Below are 18,974 nucleotides of genomic sequence, written 5' to 3' on the forward strand. Positions count from 1 at the left end.
GGGCGTCGGCTGTGGGGCTGGCCCCCGTTCCGAGGGCGGTCAGCGGCGGATGCCGAACAGGAAGTAGCTCGCCGGCCCGATCCAGTTCACGAGGATCGCGGGGACCCACGCAGCCTTCGGTCCGCGCACTTCCTCGGCGTCGCGATTCGCGAGGTCCCAGAATGCCAGGAACGCGAACGCGACCTGCACGATGCCGAGGATTCCGAGGCCGGCCTTCGCCGCCGGAGCCAGTTCCGTCTTGGTCATCTTCGTCATCTTCGTCGTCCTTTCTTCGGTGTCTCCATCCTGCCGCGCGGAGGCGCGTGCCGCACCTGTGGATAACTTTCGGCCGGCTCCGGGGCGAATTGCGAGGATGCTGACGTGACCTCACCCACCGCTCCCGTCGCGAGTCTCGTGGCGGAGCGCGTGCGAGAGAGGCTCCGCGCCGAGCGGTCGGATCCGTCGCGCGACCCCGAATTCGCGGCGCAGGTCGCCCGCGCCGAGGTTCGTCGCCACAACGACTTCGCCCTGGCACGCGGCATGGCACCCGTCGACGACGAGACGGCCTGCGTGCGAGAAGTCCTGGCTGCTGTGGCGGGGTTCGGCCCGCTGCAGGCGTACCTCGACGACCCGACCGTCGAGGAGGTGTGGATCAACGCCCCCGACCGCATCTTCGTGGCGCGCGGGGGCGTCGCCGAGCGGGTGCCGCTCATGCTCACCGACACCGCCGTGCGGGACCTGGTGGAACGGATGCTGCAATCCAGTGGCCGTCGGGTCGACCTGAGTCAGCCGTTCGTCGACGCCTCCCTTCCCGACGGCAGTCGGCTGCACGTCGTCATCCCTGACATCACGCGACGGCACTGGGCCGTCAACATCCGCAAGTTCCTCCCGGCGTACCGCGACCTCGGCCGGCTGGTCGCAGCCGGCTCGATCGCGCCGGAAGCCGCGACCCTTCTCCGTGACGCGATGATCGCCGGACGGTCGGTGCTGGTCTCGGGCGCGACGCACGCGGGCAAGACGACGCTGCTGGGTGCGCTCATCGCCGCGTGCCCTCCGGAGCATCGCATCGTGACGGTGGAGGAGACGTTCGAGCTCGCGGTCGCGGCGCCCGACCTCGTGTCGCTGCAGGGGCGGCAGCCCAGCCTGGAAGGCACCGGCGAGGTGACACTCCGACGGCTCGTGAAAGAAGCCCTGCGCATGCGTCCCGACCGTCTGGTGATCGGCGAGGTGCGCGACGCCGAAGCGCTCGACCTTCTGCTGGCGCTCAACACCGGCGTCCCGGGCGCCGCGACCATCCACGCCAACTCCGCGCGGGAGGCCCTCGGCAAGCTCGCCGCACTGCCGCTCCTCGCGGGGCGCAACATCGACGCGAGCTTCGTTCAGCCGGCGGTCGCGGCATCCGTCCAGCTCGTCGCGCACTGCGAACGCGACGCCTCGGGCGCTCGGCGGGTCGTGGAGATCGTCGCACCGACCGGCGTGGCGGACGGCGTGGTCACCGCACGCACCCTTTACCGGGCGGATGAGCGGTGACCTTCGTGTGGGGCGCCGTGCTGGCGGCCGGGCTGCTCCTGGTGGTGTCGCCCTGGCTGTGGCCTGCGGGTTCCCGTGACCGGACCGAGACGGTGCGCCGGGGGCGGATCGCCCGGCTGCTCGAAGACGCCGGGCTGTCCCGCGTCTCGGTCGCGTCCATCCTGGTCGTCGCAGGCGTGTGCGCCGTGGTCGCCGCCGCGATCGCCTGGCTCATCGCACCGGTCGCCGCCCTCGCGCTGGTGGCCACCGTGGCGGGGGCACTCGCGCCGTTCGCCGCGCTGCGCGCTCGTCGCTCGAAGCTGCTGCGCACCCGACGAGGCCTCTGGCCGGATGTCTGCGACCTGCTCATCGCCTCGGTGCGGGCCGGCATGTCGCTTCCCGACGCCGTCGCGAGCCTCGGGGACTCCGCACCCGCCGAGCTGCGGCCGGCCTTCGCCGGGTTCGCAGGCGACATGGCGGCATCGGGTCACTTCGACTCGAGCATCCAGCGCCTCAAGGTGGGCCTGGCGGATCCGGTGGCGGATCGCATCGTCGAGACGCTGCGGATGGCGCGCCAGGTCGGTGGCACGGAGCTCACCTCGGTGCTGCGGGCGCTCGCGACGTCGGTGCGCGCAGATGCCGCGCTGCGAGCCGAGGTGGAATCGCGACAGTCGTGGATCCGCGGCGCGGCGGTGCTCGGCGTTGTCGCCCCGTGGGTGATCCTCGCGCTGCTCGCCATGCGCCCCGAGGGGGCGCGGGCGTACGGGAGTCCGGAGGGCATCGCGCTGATCCTCGTCGGGGCGGCCGTCTCGCTCGTCGCCTACCGGCTGATGATCCGACTCGGCCGCCTGCCGGAGCCTCGGCGGTGGTTCGGATGATCGTCACCGGCACGAGCGACCTCGCCTTCGCCGTCGTGCTCGGCACGGCGCTCGGTCTCGGGGTGTGCCTGCTGATCTCGCTGGCGCCGCGTTGGGGTGCACCGAGCCTGGCGCGGCGGATCGCGCCGTACATCCGTGACGTCACCGACCCGCGTGGGCTCGACGTGGCGGCAGGCAACGGGGGAGGACCCTTCGTCTGGTCGGCACTGACGCGGGGCCGGTTCGCCCGCATGGCGGGCGGCGATGCCGTGCTGACACGGCGCCTGCAGCGTGCCGCCTGGACGATCGATGCCCCGAGATTCCGCAGCCGTCAGCTCGGGTGGGCGATCGTGGGCCTCGGCGCGGGCGGGTGCGTGGTCGTCGTCCTCGTCCTCACCGGGCGCGGATCGCCGGTGCTCGGACTGCTGCCGCCGGTCGCGGCCGTCGCGGCCGGGCTGGCGTACGACGCGTGGCTCACTCACGCCGCGAAAGCCCGTGCGGTGCGCATCGAGGAGGAACTGCCGACGGTGCTGGAGTTCCTCGCGCTGTGCCTGTCGGCGGGCGAAGGCATTCTCGACTCGCTGCGGCGCGTGAGCGAGGTCGGCGCAGGCGAGCTCACCACCGAGCTGAAGGGGGTGGTCATCGCCGTCGGCACGGGTTCGCCGCTGTCCGAATCGCTCACCCGGCTGGCGGCCGGGCTCGAGATCCCTGCGCTGACCCGTTCCATCGATCAGCTGGTCGCCGCGATCGAGCGGGGCGCGCCGCTCGCGCACGTCCTGCAGGCGCAGGCACTCGATGCGCGAGAGGACGCCAAGCGCACCCTCATCGAACGGGCGGGGCGGAAGGAGATCTACATGCTCTTCCCGCTCGTCTTCCTGATCCTGCCGTTGAGCGTGCTGTTCGCAGTGTTCCCCGGCATCTTCATGCTTCGACTCGGACTCGGCTGAAGGGCCGGAAGGAGAAATGATGAGTACACGGCTGCAGCGCTTCACGGCTCGGCTTTCCCGGGCGTGGGACGACCTCGCGGACGACGAACGGGGTGACGTGCCCGGCTGGGCGGTAAAGATCAACCACCTATAACGACAGCCGACGCTTGCCACCCAAAGTGAACCAGCGCGCATCGAGTCCGATGAGTTCGTCATAGTTGACTGGCTACCAACGCTTCCGCCCGCGGCCTGGTCTTGCTACGCCGCACGGGGCATCCAGAACCGCCGCGATGCCGCACAACGCCGACGCAGACCTTCGGCCAATCGAGCTTCTGGCTCGCGCGTGACTATTGAAAGCGGATGAAACCCTTCTTGCCGCAGTGACTCATGTACCGGTAGCCGCATGTGCGAGGATCGCGAAATGGCGGACGAAGAGACTGAACCTAATAGGCGCACGACGTACCACGACGGCGACACCGTCTATGTTCCATCGTCGACTTTCCCAGACCCCTCTCTCTCGCCTTTTGCTCTCGTCGCGCGAAAAGTCCTCCGGGTCGAGGGGCGGAGCGTTGTGGTCGATGTTCCGGGGCGACCAGGCGAAACGCATCGAATCGGATCAAGCCGCGTTCACTCGTCGAGCCTCGGAGTGGCGATCATCTCGGTCGGGGACATCGTCTCCGAGAACGGGCTCATCGAGCCTCTGCACAAGAGCGTTCTGCACTTCATGCGCCTACTACTTCCAGATGACCTCGTGCACAGTTGGCGCGTGCGCACGGTGACAGAACTGACTGCGCTGTGGAATGCGAACCACCGTTGGCGGGGCATCAGCCACGTGATTTTGGTCTCCCACGCTGGACAGAATGGACTTCAGTTCCTTGATCGGCAAGGGCCGGTCGGAGGTGTCGAACTCGGTCAGATTCTGGCGATACCAACCGGCGAAGCTCCGAAGATCTTCGTGTCGCTCGCTTGCGAGTCGGGCAAAGCGAACTTTGCACGCACCTTCAGCCAGACCGAGGTATGCCGTGAGCTTGTTGCTCCGTTCCAAACGATCCACGGAGCGAGCGCGAGTCAGTACGCTCAGGTGCTCCTGTCGCATCACATGCTTGACGGCCTGACTATGCCCATCGCGAAACGCAAAGCCGACCTAGCGACCACGTCAGGTATCCATTTCCGTCGCTGGAAGAACGGCACTCAGCGCGGCGTGTGAGTCGCTCGGTCCAAGAGCGGTGCGCGACTGGGCTTTTATCGCCTTGCACGTATGACGCCTCTGGGGCCGAGGTATCGACCCCGACGAGTCCTAGTAGGCCAGTACCAGACAGAGGGAGGACTACGCGAGGGAGATGCGCCAATCCCCGAGCGTCAGGGTGACTAGGCGCGCCTGCGGGTCTGTTCGCGAGTAGGAAGTCACGGGCGATCGGCGGTCGCACCAATCACATGTGACGCGTCAATCACGCCAAACGTGCGCTGATGTTACATCGTAGAACCGAAGGCGAAGCGGCCGTCCCCCGCTCTCACGGCGGTGACGCTTCATCTCCTTTGCGCGGTCGATCACCTTGCGAGCGCTCGGGGCATCTGGGTCTCCGTAGATCCCCACGTAGAGCGCGGTGATGGTGCTGGACTCGGTCTCGATGAGTTCCAACACATGGTCGTCGTTCGGCGACATTGAGACGCCGTGGATGAAAAGCGCGCCGTCGAGCAACCCGAACCTCTGGAGCGCGGTCCGCAGATAAGCGCTTCGTTCGATCCGGGCCTCTTTCTCGAGCCTCGTTCCTTCAGTCACAACGATTGGGTATTCACCGGCTTCGAGTCGCGAGCGAAGCTCTCCCACGATGGAACCATGGGAGTTGTAACTCAGCTTTGTCAGCTTGCGATCTTGCACGAAGAGGTGGAGAGCTCCGTGTAGGAAGTAGACGCGCTGTGGTCCCTGAGTAGGTCGGCGCTTCCAGATAAGCCGGGAGCGGTCCTTCCACGTCGGCCACTCGAACCCGTCGCGCTTCCGCACGAAGGGACCGACCTCCGAACGATTGACCGCCCAGTACAGGAGCAGGTCGTAGCTCAACGTGTAGATGTTGAGGAAGTGCGTTAGGAACTCGCGCGCGTGGCGTACTTCCTCATCCGTCACCGCGAGAGCGTTGAAAGGGTGACGGCTGGCAAGGACGTCTGCCAGGCCGTTGCGGACCACCACCGCATCCGCCGCCATCTGGTCCGCAAGCACCGGATCGCCGCCGTACAGCCGCTGGATGCTGGAGGCCGCGTTTAGCTTGTCGATGACGACTTCGAAGTTCTGCGAACTCAGGCTTGCAAATAGATCGGCCTTTGGCACGGACAGTGCGGCCAGTTCCGCCTCCTCAGCCAGCGACTCGTAGCTGAAGATCGTGCTGTCGTAGGCGATGCTGAAGCCGTTACCCAGCAGGACCGACAGGGAGTCGCACTTTCGATTCGCGTCAGCAATCGCTTCGGCAAAGGTGAGGATTCGTGTCACAGGCGTGAGCGTAGCTCGTAACGTGCCTTTCAGCTCGCGGCGATCGTCGCTCATTCGCTTCCGGCATGATTCCCGGAACGAGGCGTCGGATGACCGACCTTCTCTGCCGGAGCCTCCTCGCCGGTAGAATCCAGATGGCTCTTGGTTGAGACCTCGCCCCGTCCGACTCATCATCGGGCGGGGCATTCTCATGCACCAGCGAGTGCATAGTAACTATTAGTTGCTCCAGCGACTGCACAGTAACTTGTCTACCCCCGTAGGGGTGCACTGCACTCCACTGCACTGGGCTGTGGGAGCACACGTCACGCGCTACTGCGAACACACATCAGCCGCTCGGCGGCAGATGAAGCCGACCCTGACGTGCCGTCGGTGAGATACTGGACCCGATGCGCGGTCTCGTCGCAATCCAGCGACAGGGACGCCTGTAGAGGCTACGGGCGGGCATCCACGGTTCCGCCGACCCGTTGGATGATGCGAAGGCGATTCTCAACCGCTGGAGCCCCGATGACTCTTCAGAGACCCGACCGTGCCGATGTCCTTCCGGGGGACACATACCAGAACCTTGTGAGCACGCATCTGTGCTCGCTGGCCATGCAAGCACTTAGCCGCCGACACCTGGCCCAGGCCAGACGGGGACATACCCGCCCGCTCGACTCGCGGAGCGAGCGAGACGTCGCCGCGTTGGCGCGCTGGCTGCAGCTCGTGGCAGACGACAGGTTCGGGCACGAGTACGCCGACCCTTCGCACCCTCACGGGATGCGAAAGGGCTTGGTGCTCGTCGGTGGCTCGCTCGCTGCCACGATGCACGGACGCGCGTCGTGGGTGCTCCAACGCTGGGACAAGACGAAGGTGGAGCGCCGGGCCGCCGGAGGCCGGCATGGGCGCGCGACGGGCACCCGCAAGGGGCCGACGCCCCGCTTCACGGTTGCCGCGATCCTGCCGCACTACGGATTGCCGCCCGGAGAGCGCAAGGCTCGCGTCATCGCCGAGACCGGGATGAGCGAGAGCCGGTACTACCAGCTGTTGCGCGAGGTGCCCGCCGCGCTAGACCGGATTCAAGAGCGCAGTGATGTGGAGTCCGCTGTTCGTCCAACCGACGAGGAACTGCAGGCGTTTCTGAACGGCGACGACCTCGTGAAGCGAATAAGGGCGTGTAGCGCGTAACCCGATGATTGGGCGAGATCCCGCGTGTGCGCGTAGGTCTATTAGTCAGGACGCGCATACCGGGGGTGTCATCGTTTCCGGAAACGAACACCCCTCCGGGGTACCTGGATTCATACACCCCCTGGGTGGTAAATCGGTCCAGCCGGAGAGGTCCCTTGGGGCCTCAGACCGTTCTCCAATCAGGGTCGAAAGAGGCTCGGTCCTCCATCTCGTTCGCGAGAACCTGGACCGGGTGGCGACGACGAATGAAGACATTCTGCTCGGCGGGAGCCAGTTCATTCTGGGCGATGACGACGGCTTCGTTCAGGGCTCTGAGCCCTGCTTGGAGGCCCGCGTCGGTCTGCCTTCGAAGCTCGCGGTTGGCGTTGTGCAGATGCGCCAGGGCCTCTGCAAGTCGCTCGCTGGGAGAACCCATCGCGGTACTCGCCTCCAAGCTTCTGGACGGATCCAGAGCGTCCAAGTAGAAGTACGTCCACTCGCCCAGGCTCGGTTCGCTGTCCCTCAGGTACGTGAGCATGTTGATCTCGTTCCCTGCGATGTGGGGGAGCTGGATCCGTCTTGGTGCAGATCCGTTCGCGTTTTCATCGGATGGGAGCGGCTCCAGATCGTGCGTCTGGCCGTCCAGTGGGCCACCGACAAGTCGTATTGCGAGACTCAGCCCAGCGTCCACCTCGATGTCCTCGTCCTCCTCGGGGTCGTACTCGATCTGCGCCCGCAGGGTCTCCAGACGCTCGATGGCTCCGTATGCGCCTGAGAAGCGCTCGCTGAAGGTGGGCAACTCCGCTCGCGCAAGCGCAGCTCCGAGGGTCTGTGCACGATCGAGCAGGTCTGCCGCCTCCTGCTGTCGCCGCGTCGCCTCCTCGCCCCAGTCCATCGGGTGGTCGCGAAGCAGAGCGCGGTATGCATCCACAGACTCATCGATCATGGCAAGGGCGATCGCCAGAGCGAGGCTATTTGTCTGCATTGCATCTACCTCCGCACGAAGAGGCGCACCAGCCAAGCGACTGAGCGCCACAGCACCCACAGCACGAAGGTGGGAAGGAGGAGCGCGAGCGCCAGCGCGGAGCTGCTTCCTTGGTTGGACCCGGTGCCTTCGAAAGAGTCGAAGTACCGAATCCAGAAGTCCGATCCGCTCATGGATTCCCCTTGGCAGGATGTTCGGGAGGGCACAAGTTTCGGAGCCGACGACCGTGTCCACGCAAGGTCGTTATGGCTAACCATAAGTGTGCTGGCTAGCCATAACAGCACGCAACCGGCGAACGGGTGGCGTAGGGGTGTGCCCAACCTGTCGCCTGTCGCCGAACCGAACATCGCCGCGCTCCGCATCCATCTCGCCCGCCTACGGCACGAACGCGGATGGTCCTACGACGAACTTTCTGCGCGGTCGGGCGTGGCACGCGCCACCATCGTCGCGTTGGAGTCCGCCAAGCCGGACAAGCGCCGGGATCAGGAACGACCTGCGACGAGTGGAACGCTCGTCACCTGGTGGCGGCTCGCGCTGGCGCTTGGAGTCGATCTCGGAGATCTTCTACGACCGCTGTATGACGAACGTCCTCCGGTTTTGGAGCCGCACCCCGATGCGACATAGTGAACGAGTGGCAATACATGGGATCGCGTTGATCGGCGCGGAAGCGCACGGAGTGCTCGATGAGTACAACCATCGCCTCACACTCGGCCCGGACGAAGAGTTCACGATCATCTATGGGCCGAACGGTGTTGGAAAGACGAAGTTCCTAGAGATCATCCATGCGATGTGTCGAGTTGACGGCGGGACGCTGTCGCGGCTGCCGTTCACCGACGCTCGCCTTAGCTTTTCCGACGGCACTGTTCTTTTTGTCGGACCGACCTCCAGCGACGAGCCCGCCCCGAATGAGAGGCGACGCGCGCGGCGGCGTCTCACTTTCTCGTTGACTCGGCCGACCGGCGAACCTGAGACATGGGACTACGCCGGGGACGACAGCTTCGATTGGTTGATCGAGAACACTTCCTGGCGACCCATTGAGAACGATCTTTGGGAGGACTTCCGCGATGGAGAAGTCCTTCCACTCGCGGAACTGGAGGACAGATTCCCCGAGTTCAAGGAGCGGGAGGACCGCCTCCCCACGGTCTTTCGCAGTTTTCGACGCGTCGTAAAGAGTTATCTCATCGAGACTCAGCGACTGCGTATCGAGAGCATCGTAGACAGGCCACGCACTTTCGCGCCGCGTCCCAACCAGCGTCGGAAACACACATCGAAGATCGTGGATCACGCCGAGAAGATGCGCGGACTGCTTGGGGGTGCGCAAGCTCAGCACTCGACCATTACCCAACAGCTCGACCGGACGTTCCCCAATCGCGTGCTCGAAGGTTCAATGCCGCCCTGGGACGTGGAGCAGGTGCGACAGCGGTACGAAGAGCAGAATGCCTTCAGAAGCCGGCTAGGGCGAGTGGCCTCGGTGGACTTGGCCGAGGAGCTGTCGCTACCCGACCGCGAGCTGGAGGGTTGGGAGATCCGCCTGCTCACCCAGTATCTGGATGATGCAGTTCAGAAGCTCGCCCCATTTGAGACCCTTCTTCACAAGATCGAGCTCTTTGAGGCCATCGTGAACACTCGGCTCCTCCGGAAAAAGCTCCGAGTGACCGCGAAGGACGGCCTACTCGTTCAGCATGACCCTAAGGGCCACACAATCGATCTGAACTCCTTGTCATCCGGAGAACAGCACGAGATCATCCTCATGTTCGACCTGCTCTTTAACGTCCCTGAGGGCGCGCTTGTCCTGATCGATGAGCCCGAGATCTCCCTACATGTCGTCTGGCAGATGGCCTTCATACCTGATGTGCAGAGAATCGCTGAGATCGCCGGTTTCCGCTTCGTAGTCGCCACTCACTCTCCACAGATCATCAACGACTCCTGGGATAGGGCGATCGCGCTTGGGCCCGAGGAAGCGCCCTTCACGTGAGAAGTGCCCTAACAGGCGAAACCCTCTTCGCTACAGTCCTGCTCACGCGGCAGGCGACGTCAGAACTGATCCTGGTTGTCGAGGGGGACGACGATCACTTCCTCTTTGAGGCGCACATCAACGAACATGACGTGCGCCTCGTCAGGGGAACCGGCGGGAAGAGCAACGTGCTCCACGCCGCCGCACTCGCCGAACAGCAACGGCTTCGCGGAGTTCGCTTCTTCGTTGACTCCGACTTCGACGCACTTGCAAGCCCGCCCGTGCGCTACCCCGAGAATGTGACGTCTTCGAGCAACCATGACGTCCTGATGGACGTGTTACTCGCCGGACAGGTGCTTCTGCATCGTGTCATTGACACGCACAGCAGGGCGGCTCGAATGGCGGGAACGACCTTCTCAACGTCCGATGTACGTGAGCAGGCTTTCGCGCTTGCCGCCGCGATGGTGCCGCTCCGCATCGCTAACGAGACTGAGCAGTGGGAGCTTCGACTTCGCGACTTTCCTCTCGGAAACGTGTCATCACTTCCCGTAAGCGAAACCGAGCTCGCGGCGATTGCCATAGGGCGGTCTAGCACCGCGTTGGCGGTAGAGACGATCACGAGCGGAACCGCAAGGATCGCTGATCGCCTTCCGCAACAACATGACCAGTTCGTGGGAGACCACGACTTCTTCAGTGCGTTGTCCCGGGTTCTACGGGATCACGGTGTCACAGCTGGGGCACGTTCCCTTCTCACCGCATTTCTCGCTGGACTTCTCTGTGCACATCTCGGCGCTACCGATTGGTATAGGGATCTCGTGGGATGGGGTGAAACTCACGGCAGGATGACCTTCTCCTGCCCTTGCGCGGCCTGACCCGGACTGTCCGAAAACGATGATTCTCGGTCAGGTCGCTCAGCGCGTCGGATTGTGTTGAAAAAGTGTAAGAAAACTCGTGTCCGATTTCTATGTCAATCAGGCACCGTTTGGTTTACAGTGTGCAGATGACATGTCAGCGCATCGGATACAGCCGCGTCTCGACGATTGATCAGAATCCCGACGCGCAGAGAGACGCGCTTACCGCCGCCAACGTGGACCGCCTGTTCATCGAGCACTTCTCCGGTACGAAGGCATCTCGGCCAGAGTGGGACAAGGTGAAAGACCTCCTGCGACCGGGGGACACCCTGGTCGTGACGCGGCTTGACCGCATGTCTCGGTCTGCGAAGGACCTTCTCGAGATCGGCGAGTGGCTCGAGAAGCGGGGCGTCGATCTGGAAGCTACCGAGCAGCGGATCAACACAAAGTCCCCTGAAGGACGGATGTTCTTCACGATCCTTGCCGCGTTCGCCCAGTTCGAGAGGGACCTCATCGTCGCGCGCACCCGCGACGGGCTCGCAGCGGCCCGCGCTCGAGGACGAAAGGGGGGTCGGAAGCCGAAGCTGACGGCGCAGAAGATCGCAGACATCAAGCGAAAGTACGAGGGCGGCGACACTGTGCAGAGCATTGCAACTTACTTCGGAGTAAGCCGGCCGACGATCTACCGCGCGCTGGCCGCCTGATGTCCAGCCCCGCAACCGCAGCCAGTACGTTTGAACTGCCAGCTTGGACTGACGGAGGTGACGACATGGCGAAGACAAACAGAGTGCTTGACAGGGTCGCTGCCAAACCGCTCGTCAAATCCCGACAACGGGTGCAGGACCACGCCGAGGTTCTCACCCCGGCCTGGCTCGTCGACGACATGCTCGACCTGGTGAAGGATCAGACGGATCGGATCGACTCGCGGTTCTTGGAACCGGCATGTGGCACCGGGAACTTCCTCGTGCGCGTTCTCGCGCGCAAGCTGATGACCGTCCGGGCGCGGTATGGACGAAGCGACTTCGAGAAGCGCCATCAAGCGCTTCTCGCACTGATGTCGATCTACGGCATCGAGATTCAGGCGGACAACGCACAGGAGTGCAGGACGAACCTTCTTTCGCTCTTCGCAGCATATGTCGGCGCAAAGGCGGGGGATGACTGGATGCGAGCCGCGGCGGTAGTGGTCGGTGCAAACATCGTGGTGGGCGACGCGCTGGCGATGACAACGGTTGGCGCGTCACCCGAGTCTCACGGACAGCCCATCGTGTTTGCCGAATGGGGCTATCTCGGACGTGGCAGGTATCAGCGTCGGGACTTCCGGTTCGACCGGATGGCACGGAGCGGCGCAGCGCGTCCCGGAGATGCCCACCACGACGTCTTCCAGCCGATGACCGCCTACCCGGCTATGACGGTGGCGCAACTCGCCGATGAAAGGGGTGTCGAATGACCGATACCGCGACCGTTGGGATGTCCCTTTCTTTTGGGGAGTTGCTCCGCAAGGACCGACAAAACCGAGCCCCGGACGTGCTCAACACGATCGCGAACCTGTCAAGCGACGAGGTCTTCACACCCCCGGAGTTCGCTAACAAGATGCTCGACGCGCTTGCTGATGCATGGGCTGCCGATCACGACGGCGCGTCAATATGGGCCGACCCGAACGTGACGTTCCTCGACCCAGGCACGAAGTCCGGCGTTTTCCTTCGCGAGATCACAAAGCGCCTGGTGGAGGGTCAAGGTAAGCCACCAGAAGGCTCGGAAGAGCTCAAGGCGCTGGTCGATAGAGTGCTGACGAAGCAGGTCTTCGGCATCGGCATCACCGCACTGACATCGCTGCTGGCTCGACGGTCGATCTACTGCTCGAAGGATGCGACCGGCAAGCACTCCGTCGCGCCGTCGTTCACCCACCCGGACGGAAACGTCTGGTTTGAGCGCACCGAGCACACCTGGGTCGGGGCCCGCTGTGGGTACTGCCCGGCCACAAAAGAGGGTTACGAGCGTGGCGAGCAGGCCGAGACGTACGCCTACGCGCTACTTCATCACACGAATCCAAAGGCTGTCATCGCCCAGTTGTTCGGAGACAAGATGCATTTCGACGTGATTGTGGGCAACCCGCCCTACCAGCTTGACGACGGCGGCGCGGGCAAGAGCGCCGCGCCGATCTACCAGAAGTTCGTGCAGGCGGCCAAGCGTCTAGAGCCCCAGTACCTCACGATGGTGACGCCCTCCAGGTGGATGGCCGGCGGGAAGGGGCTAGATGAGTTCCGCGCAGAGATGTTGGCGGATGACCGGATCCGCACGATCGTGGACTACATCGACTCCGACGAGGCATTTCCTGGAGTCGACATCGCTGGGGGTGTGTCGTATTTCCTTTGGAGCCGGGATCAACGGGGGCCCTGTTCTGTCACGACGATTGTTCGTGGGCGTAGCAATCAGCCGACTCTGAGGACGCTCAACGAGTACGACGTGTTTGTGCGTCACTCCAACGCCATCTCGGTGCTGCATAAGGTCTGGCCCGACGGCCATGACGCAGGCAAGTCACTCAGTACGAAGGTGTCGGGGCGAAAGGCGTTCGGGTTTGCAACGAACGACCGGGGTTCGGAGTCGCGTCACGGAATCGCGAATCCCGTGACCCTCGTGAGCAGCGGCGGTGAAGGCTTCATTCCGCGGGACAGCGTTTCAATGAATGTTGCCTGGATCGACAAGTGGAAAGCGACGGTTAGCAGGGCGGCCCCGGCAGGCGGTCGGCCAGACCGAGATGGTCGGTATTACGGCTTGAGCAGCATCCGGGTGATCGGGCCGGGGTCCGTGACGACTGAGGCATACCCGGTAGTAAGTGCCTTCTCCACAGAAGTCGAAGCGACGCGGATGTGCGCCTACCTTCAGTCCAGGTTTGTGCGGTTCCTCATCTCTCTTCGGGCGGCGAACCAAAGCGTGACTCGGTCGAGCTTTGCCTTCGTGCCCGACCTGCCGATGGACCATGTCTGGACCGACGAGGAACTCTACGAGAAGTACGAAATCAACGGCGAAGAGCAGGCTTACATTGAGTCGCTCGTGAGGCCGATGGTTGTGGCAAGCACATCAGTCGAGAGCGACGGGGTTTAGTTCGTGGCGACAGCGAAATCACTGGCCGATCTGTTTCCCGAGAAGCCAGTCGGTGAGCCGCGACTCTACGCGTGGTCCAGCGAGGAGGTCGCTGAGCGGTGGCGCGGCTGCCTCAAGATCGGGCAGACCACTCGTGACGTGAACGCGCGGATCAGGGAGTCGCAAGGGCAGGCCCGCGTTGAGTACGTCTTGCAGGTGGACGAGCCCGCTATCGATGCAGATGGCATACGGATCACCGACACTGCGGTCAGAGAGCGCCTCATAGCGAAAGGCTTCTCGAACATTGTTTTCCAGTCGAGCAAGGAGTGGGTTCGCTGTACCGCTGACGACGTTCTCACCGCCATCACGGAGCTTCGCGAGCACCGCGAACTGACCGGAACGCACCACGAGACCTTCGAGATGCGCGACGAGCAGAAGGCTGCCGTCGAGGCGACACTCCGATTCTTCCAGCGCGAGTGGGACCAGGATGAGAAGGCGGTGCCGCGCTTCCTCTGGAATGCGAAGATGCGTTTCGGCAAGACCTTCAGCTCGTATCAGCTCGCAAAGAAGATGGGCGCGAGGCGTGTTCTTGTCGTCACTTTCAAGCCGGCCGTCGCGGATGCCTGGGAGACCGATCTCAACTCGCACGCCGACTTCGACGGTTGGGTTTACGCTTCGAAAGACTCGGGACCGAGCGATCCTCTGAAGGTGGATTCAAGCAAGCCGCTCGTTTACTTTGGCTCGTTCCAGGACCTCCTCGGACGCGAAAAGGGAACCGGCCTTATCAAGGCGAAGAACGAGTGGATCCACATCATCAACTGGGACCTCGTCATTTTCGACGAGTATCACTTCGGAGCCTGGCGCGAGAACGCGAAGGAGCTCTTCGAAGGCGAAGACGAGAAGGAAGCAAGGGCCGAGCAAGCCGTCGAGTTCAGCGCCGATCTGGCCGTTCTGGATGAGGAGCTCGACGAACAGGGCAATGATGAGGCCGATTTCCTGCCCATCACGACGAGGGCATTCCTCTACCTGTCCGGAACGCCGTTCCGTGCTCTCGCGGAAGGCGAGTTCGTAGACGACAACCTCTTCAACTGGACCTACACGGACGAGCAAAAAGCTAAGACTGAGTGGCCGGCCATCCACCCCGGCAAGCCGAATCCGTACGCCACGCTCCCGGAGATGGCTCTGATGACGTACCGAATGCCCGAAGACATCCTGACCGTGGCGATGGCGGGCGAGTTTGACGAGTTCGATCTGAATGAGTTTTTCGCGGCCACCGGGGTTGGCTCGAGTGCTGAGTTCAGGCACAAGAGCGACGTGCAGAACTGGCTAAACCTCATCCGGGGCCAGCACCAGCCTACGAGCGTGGATGCGCTTCGCGCGGGGACCAGGCCACCGTTTCCGTACTCCGACACTCACGTCCTGCCCTACCTAAACCACTCGTTCTGGTTCCTGCCGACCGTGGCGAGCGTGAACGCGATGGAGAACCTGCTGGGCGAGGCGCAGAACACCAATGGCTTTTGGGGCGATTACACGGTCATAAACGCAGCCGGACCTGGAGCCGGCATCGGTCTCGCAGCGCTCCCGCCCGTCAGGGCGAAGATTCGGGACGGCTTCAAGACGAAGACCATCACGCTGTCCTGCGGCAAGCTGACGACAGGCGTCACCGTCCCCCAGTGGTCTGCGATCCTCATGCTGCGCAACCTCCAGCGCCCGGAGACGTACTTCCAGGCTGCGTTTCGTGTGCAGTCGCCGTGGGCGATCTCCAACCCTAACGGCGATGATCCCAAGGAACTTGAAGTCGTTAAGCCTGTGTGTTTCGTCTTCGACTTCGCACCGACTCGCGCGCTTCGCCAGGTGGCCGATTACGCCCGGGGTCTCAACCCGAACGAGACTAACGACGACAAGGCGGTGGCCGACCTCCTGGCCTTTCTTCCCGTGCTCGCCTACGACGGCTCGAACATGGTGCCAATCGATGCGGGTAGCGTCCTTGACATCGCACAATCTGGCACGTCCGCGACGCTTCTCGCGCGCAAGTGGGAATCGGCACTGCTCGTAAACGTGGACAACGACACGCTGAGAAAGGTGCTCGCGAACCCGAACGCTCTCCAGGCGATCCAAAACATCGAGGGCTTCCGCTCGCTCGGCGACAACGTGTTCGAGACGATCATCAACAAGTCCGAGAAGATCAAGGATCTGAAGAAGACCGCGAAGGAGCGTGACCTTACACCGAAGGAAAAACAGGAACTCACGGAGGAGGAGAAGCAGCAAAAGTCCCTGCGCAAGCAGGTGCAGGAGAAGCTCATCAAGTTCGCCACGCGCATTCCGGCTTTCATGTACCTCACGGACTTCCGAGAGAATGCTCTAGTCGATGTGATCAAGGCATTGGAGCCTGATCTGTTCCGGACGGTGACGGGCCTCACCATTCCCGACTTCGATCTTCTGCGAGGGCTCGGGCTGTTCAACTCATCGCACATGAACGACGCGGTCAAGACTTTCCGCCGCTTTGAGGATGCATCGCTGTCCTACGCGGGCGTGGACTCCCACGAGGGACTGCGCCACTGGGGTCTGTTCGACACGGTCATCGAGGCTGAGGTGCAGACCCACTGATTTTCGGAGTTGTTCGTAATCGCGAAGCGTGGAACCCCGCCCGGGAATCACCTGGTGACTCGTGCTTTCTCGAGGTCGTGCTTGAACCCCAAGGTTCACGCTCCGAATCTACTGGCCGCTCGGCCCCACCACCGACTTCGCCGCTTCGTCGGCAAGATCTCTCGGAGGGGGTGGGTGCTGAAACGACGATCCCGTGACCGGAGGAGTGTCTGGCTAGCTACGGCTTGCGCTGAGTCGCCGTTCTATTGATTGGACGACGGGATGGGGAGCCGACGCACATTCCCGATTGACGCAGGTGGGTAAGAAGACCCTGGACTGAAATCCACGGCTTCTAGCATTCGGCCCGGATCGCTGTCATGGTGCTGTCATGCGGTACCTGGTGCGAGTGACAAAAGTCGAGGCCGCCGAACGCTGGATTCGCTCAGATGACGAAGAGTCGGCCGCCCAGAAAGTCCGCGACGAGATGGTTACGCCCTGGGCCTGGGTCGGATCATGGGAGAGGCTGGCTACCGAAGTGCAGGTCGTCGGTGAGGGGCCCCCAAAGGCTCCTCCACCGAACCCACTGTCTGAGACAGGCGCGATGTTGCACGGCCTCCGGGAGGCCGCGAGCGCGCTCGGCGTACCGTATTCAGCGCTCTACGCGATGACCAATCGGGGCGAGATCGAGTACACGCTGATCGGATCCCGTAAGTACATCTCGCGCGAGACCCTTGCGGCGTTCGTTCGGGACAATACGCATCGCGGCCCGATGCCCTCCAAGAGCGGAGACGACGGCGCGACGTCATGACGCGCATTGAGTAGACTCGCTGGGCTGGCCTCTGTAGCTCAATGGAAGAGCAGTTCCGTCCTAAGGAAATGGTTAGGGGTTCGAGTCCCTTCAGGGGCACTCCGTGTCTCAAACGTCGGCGCATTCAGCGCCCAGGTGCAACACGCCGTCCGCGAGGCGATCAGCCTCTGGGAGGTTCCAAGCTCACTCGCTCGACGCCACGTCCGCCGACCTTCACAACAGGACGGTAGCGCGCTCGGATCAGGGCGTGCTTGCGTTCGAGGGGCATACCGTCCCAGACCGACCAGAATCGGGTCTCCCACGCCGCGCGATCTTCGATACCGGTGAATCCCGCGTCGGACTGCCGCCACTCCTCCAGGAAGGCGGCGAGCGCACCGCCTTCCGCTGCCCGTGCGAGCAGTTGATCACGCTCCGCTTCAAGCTCCGCTCGCTCGACATCGAGCGCGGCGAGGTCTCCGTTCGCTTGGCGGTGGATCGACTTCATCTGGCGGTTGAGCAGGATGCGGCCAACGTGGGCCGTACTTTCGGAGTTCTCTTTCAGCCGGGAACTGACATCCGCGAGTGCCGCCGTCACGTCGTCCCCGGGGGTGTCGAGCCTCCCGGTGTACAAGTCGGCCCACAGCATCGCGACGATGAGGTCATCGACGATGTTCTGCACGATGGAGGCGTGCCTCCGCGACTTGTCGTAGAGGCTCCTGGAGCACTTGTAGTGCTGATACACGTACCGCCTCCCAGCAGGGACTCTGCCCCGGTCAGTGGCCCGCTGGCTGTAGCTCGTGGTGCCGTGCATAACCGCTCCGCACTCGCAGCGGATGATGCCGCCGAGCAGGGTTACGGCGCGTTCGGAGACAGGTGTGCCGGCCTTCACGCGGGCCTTCAGGTTCTCGTGCTCCTCCATCGTGATGATTGGCTCGATCTTGCTTTCGGGCATCGTCACTCCGTCATGCACGAGTAGCCCCGCGTTGCGCTCGCGGAGTAGGAGCTGACGAACGGTCGTCGCCGTCCAGAGGCCGCGAACGGGCCGCGCAACGCCATCCCGGCCCTTGCGCTCCCGGACGTCCCGACCGGCGTCCTCATCCGCTTTCCTAGGGCGCATCCCGTCTGTCTTGATCTGCGCCTTGTTCCAGTCCTTCGCGATCCTCAGCATCGAGCGCTCCCCGCTCAGGACGTCGGTGACGGCTTTACGGATGTGCGCCGCCTCCTCCTCACGCACCGTGATGCGATCCGGCTCGTAGCCGTAGGGACGGGGACCCCACAGGGGCATCCCAGCAGCCCGCTCGCGATCGTACCGGCGCTTCTGGCGAGCGTCACGGATGCGGCCCTCACGACGCCCAGAGGCGAAGATCGAGACCGCTGTCTCCTCACCGTTCGGGGTGGACGGATCGAGCGCGGTCCTCTCGCCGTCGAAATGCCAGATGACCCCGCCCATGGAGGAGGCGCGGATGAACTCCAGCCCATCGAGATAGGTTCGCGCCAGCCGTTCCCCTTCGACCGCGAGGAGCACGTCGAACTCCCCAGCACGAAGCGCAATGAGGAGCCGCTGGGCGTCCGGACGGTTCGCCAGAGTCGTGTCATCAATGGCCTTGCCAGACGCCGCCTTGCCGTCGTCGGCATAAATGTGGCCGGGATCGATCTCGTAGCCATGGTCATCGGCCAGAATCCTGCACGCCTCGATCTGGTTCTCGACCTTGGGAGCCCTGGTGTCCTTATTGCTGATCCTGGCGTAGATCGCGGCGCGCGATGTCATAGGTGAAAGCTTATCTGCGACTGGGTCCTGATCACCTTGATGACGGCCGGATTGGTCGTCGTGATC

The 18,974-nt window shown here is 63.5% G+C and carries 18 protein-coding genes and 1 tRNA gene; 14 read left to right on the forward strand and 5 right to left on the reverse strand.

Annotated features, from left to right (window positions below; genetic code table 11):
* Nucleotides 1-39: 39 nt before the first annotated feature.
* Nucleotides 40-255, reverse strand: coding sequence for a PLDc N-terminal domain-containing protein (locus ACI3KY_RS14530; protein WP_404930866.1), 216 nt, complete (start codon nucleotides 253-255; stop codon nucleotides 40-42).
* 105 nt (nucleotides 256-360) lie between these two features.
* Between ACI3KY_RS14530 and ACI3KY_RS14535 the strand changes: the two genes are divergently transcribed.
* The 4 genes from ACI3KY_RS14535 (at nucleotide 361) to ACI3KY_RS14550 (ending at nucleotide 4,478) form a co-directional block, all read left to right on the forward strand.
* Nucleotides 361-1,509, forward strand: a complete 1,149-nt coding sequence (locus ACI3KY_RS14535; protein WP_404930867.1) for a CpaF family protein — start codon at nucleotides 361-363, stop codon at nucleotides 1,507-1,509.
* On the forward strand, nucleotides 1,506-2,366 hold the full coding sequence (locus tag ACI3KY_RS14540) for a type II secretion system F family protein (RefSeq protein WP_404930868.1): 861 nt from the start codon (nucleotides 1,506-1,508) through the stop codon (nucleotides 2,364-2,366). Before ACI3KY_RS14535 ends, ACI3KY_RS14540 begins: the two co-directional genes overlap by 4 nt.
* Nucleotides 2,363-3,292, forward strand: coding sequence for a type II secretion system F family protein (locus tag ACI3KY_RS14545; RefSeq protein WP_404930869.1), 930 nt, complete (start codon nucleotides 2,363-2,365; stop codon nucleotides 3,290-3,292). Before ACI3KY_RS14540 ends, ACI3KY_RS14545 begins: the two co-directional genes overlap by 4 nt.
* Before the next feature lie 625 nt (nucleotides 3,293-3,917).
* Entirely contained in the window at nucleotides 3,918-4,478 is a 561-nt protein-coding gene (locus tag ACI3KY_RS14550) for a hypothetical protein (protein WP_404930870.1), read from the forward strand.
* Nucleotides 4,479-4,715: 237 nt separating this feature from the next.
* On the opposite strand, the gene ACI3KY_RS14555 is transcribed toward ACI3KY_RS14550, so the two are convergent.
* On the reverse strand, nucleotides 4,716-5,807 hold the full coding sequence (locus ACI3KY_RS14555; protein WP_404930871.1) for a DUF4917 family protein: 1,092 nt from the start codon (nucleotides 5,805-5,807) through the stop codon (nucleotides 4,716-4,718).
* A 702-nt stretch (nucleotides 5,808-6,509) separates the two neighbouring features.
* On the opposite strand from ACI3KY_RS14555, the gene ACI3KY_RS14560 reads away from it, so the two are divergent.
* Nucleotides 6,510-6,917 (forward strand): hypothetical protein, encoded by a 408-nt coding sequence (locus ACI3KY_RS14560; RefSeq protein ID WP_404930872.1) that lies wholly within the window; start codon nucleotides 6,510-6,512, stop codon nucleotides 6,915-6,917.
* Between the two features lie 163 nt (nucleotides 6,918-7,080).
* On the opposite strand, the gene ACI3KY_RS14565 is transcribed toward ACI3KY_RS14560, so the two are convergent.
* Together ACI3KY_RS14565 and ACI3KY_RS14570 are read right to left on the reverse strand one after the other, a co-directional pair.
* Nucleotides 7,081-7,881 carry a hypothetical protein gene (locus tag ACI3KY_RS14565; RefSeq protein WP_404930873.1) on the reverse strand — a complete coding sequence of 267 codons (801 nt, stop codon included), beginning with the start codon at nucleotides 7,879-7,881 and terminating at the stop codon, nucleotides 7,081-7,083.
* 5 nt (nucleotides 7,882-7,886) lie between these two features.
* Nucleotides 7,887-8,054 carry a hypothetical protein gene (locus tag ACI3KY_RS14570; protein WP_404930874.1) on the reverse strand — a complete coding sequence of 56 codons (168 nt, stop codon included), beginning with the start codon at nucleotides 8,052-8,054 and terminating at the stop codon, nucleotides 7,887-7,889.
* Between the two features lie 139 nt (nucleotides 8,055-8,193).
* Here ACI3KY_RS14570 and ACI3KY_RS14575 point away from each other — a divergent pair, with 139 nt between their 5' ends.
* The 9 genes from ACI3KY_RS14575 (at nucleotide 8,194) to ACI3KY_RS14615 (ending at nucleotide 17,260) form a co-directional block, all read left to right on the forward strand.
* Entirely contained in the window at nucleotides 8,194-8,505 is a 312-nt protein-coding gene (locus tag ACI3KY_RS14575; RefSeq protein WP_404930875.1) for a helix-turn-helix domain-containing protein, read from the forward strand.
* On the forward strand, nucleotides 8,459-9,856 hold the full coding sequence (locus ACI3KY_RS14580) for an AAA family ATPase (RefSeq protein ID WP_404930876.1): 1,398 nt from the start codon (nucleotides 8,459-8,461) through the stop codon (nucleotides 9,854-9,856). Before ACI3KY_RS14575 ends, ACI3KY_RS14580 begins: the two co-directional genes overlap by 47 nt.
* Entirely contained in the window at nucleotides 9,853-10,707 is an 855-nt protein-coding gene (locus ACI3KY_RS14585) for a hypothetical protein (protein WP_404930877.1), read from the forward strand. Before ACI3KY_RS14580 ends, ACI3KY_RS14585 begins: the two co-directional genes overlap by 4 nt.
* A 110-nt stretch (nucleotides 10,708-10,817) precedes the next feature.
* A complete protein-coding gene (locus tag ACI3KY_RS14590; RefSeq protein ID WP_404930878.1) occupies nucleotides 10,818-11,390 on the forward strand; it encodes a recombinase family protein in 573 nt (190 codons plus the stop codon).
* A gap of 65 nt (nucleotides 11,391-11,455) precedes the next feature.
* Nucleotides 11,456-12,133 carry an SAM-dependent DNA methyltransferase gene (locus tag ACI3KY_RS14595; RefSeq protein ID WP_404930879.1) on the forward strand — a complete coding sequence of 226 codons (678 nt, stop codon included), beginning with the start codon at nucleotides 11,456-11,458 and terminating at the stop codon, nucleotides 12,131-12,133.
* Entirely contained in the window at nucleotides 12,130-13,788 is a 1,659-nt protein-coding gene (locus tag ACI3KY_RS14600) for an Eco57I restriction-modification methylase domain-containing protein (protein WP_404930880.1), read from the forward strand. Before ACI3KY_RS14595 ends, ACI3KY_RS14600 begins: the two co-directional genes overlap by 4 nt.
* Before the next feature lie 3 nt (nucleotides 13,789-13,791).
* A complete protein-coding gene (locus tag ACI3KY_RS14605; RefSeq protein ID WP_404930881.1) occupies nucleotides 13,792-16,374 on the forward strand; it encodes a DEAD/DEAH box helicase family protein in 2,583 nt (860 codons plus the stop codon).
* 367 nt (nucleotides 16,375-16,741) lie between these two features.
* Nucleotides 16,742-17,161, forward strand: coding sequence for a helix-turn-helix domain-containing protein (locus ACI3KY_RS14610; protein WP_404930882.1), 420 nt, complete (start codon nucleotides 16,742-16,744; stop codon nucleotides 17,159-17,161).
* Nucleotides 17,162-17,188: 27 nt separating this feature from the next.
* Nucleotides 17,189-17,260 (forward strand) — tRNA-Arg (locus ACI3KY_RS14615).
* 61 nt (nucleotides 17,261-17,321) lie between these two features.
* Here the strand turns inward: ACI3KY_RS14615 and ACI3KY_RS14620 are convergent.
* On the reverse strand, nucleotides 17,322-18,908 hold the full coding sequence (locus tag ACI3KY_RS14620) for a recombinase family protein (protein WP_404930883.1): 1,587 nt from the start codon (nucleotides 18,906-18,908) through the stop codon (nucleotides 17,322-17,324).
* Nucleotides 18,909-18,974 lie beyond the last annotated feature (66 nt).

Origin of the sequence: Microbacterium sp. ZW T2_14 (assembly GCF_044987405.1) — a bacterium.
GTDB lineage: Bacteria > Actinomycetota > Actinomycetes > Actinomycetales > Microbacteriaceae > Microbacterium.

What these genes read in the sequence shown, in the direction of transcription:
- ACI3KY_RS14600 (WP_404930880.1), top strand. Translation starts at nt 12,130, where the DNA reads ATGACCGATACCGCGACCGTTGGGATGTCCCTTTCTTTTGGGGAGTTG.
- ACI3KY_RS14530 (WP_404930866.1), bottom strand. Translation starts at nt 255, where the DNA reads ATGACGAAGATGACCAAGACGGAACTGGCTCCGGCGGCGAAGGCCGGC.
- ACI3KY_RS14595 (WP_404930879.1), top strand. Translation starts at nt 11,456, where the DNA reads ATGGCGAAGACAAACAGAGTGCTTGACAGGGTCGCTGCCAAACCGCTC.
- ACI3KY_RS14580 (WP_404930876.1), top strand. Translation starts at nt 8,459, where the DNA reads ATGACGAACGTCCTCCGGTTTTGGAGCCGCACCCCGATGCGACATAGT.
- ACI3KY_RS14555 (WP_404930871.1), bottom strand. Translation starts at nt 5,807, where the DNA reads ATGAGCGACGATCGCCGCGAGCTGAAAGGCACGTTACGAGCTACGCTC.
- ACI3KY_RS14570 (WP_404930874.1), bottom strand. Translation starts at nt 8,054, where the DNA reads ATGAGCGGATCGGACTTCTGGATTCGGTACTTCGACTCTTTCGAAGGC.
- ACI3KY_RS14560 (WP_404930872.1), top strand. Translation starts at nt 6,510, where the DNA reads ATGCGAAAGGGCTTGGTGCTCGTCGGTGGCTCGCTCGCTGCCACGATG.
- ACI3KY_RS14545 (WP_404930869.1), top strand. Translation starts at nt 2,363, where the DNA reads ATGATCGTCACCGGCACGAGCGACCTCGCCTTCGCCGTCGTGCTCGGC.
- ACI3KY_RS14620 (WP_404930883.1), bottom strand. Translation starts at nt 18,908, where the DNA reads ATGACATCGCGCGCCGCGATCTACGCCAGGATCAGCAATAAGGACACC.
- ACI3KY_RS14565 (WP_404930873.1), bottom strand. Translation starts at nt 7,881, where the DNA reads ATGCAGACAAATAGCCTCGCTCTGGCGATCGCCCTTGCCATGATCGAT.
- ACI3KY_RS14610 (WP_404930882.1), top strand. Translation starts at nt 16,742, where the DNA reads ATGCGGTACCTGGTGCGAGTGACAAAAGTCGAGGCCGCCGAACGCTGG.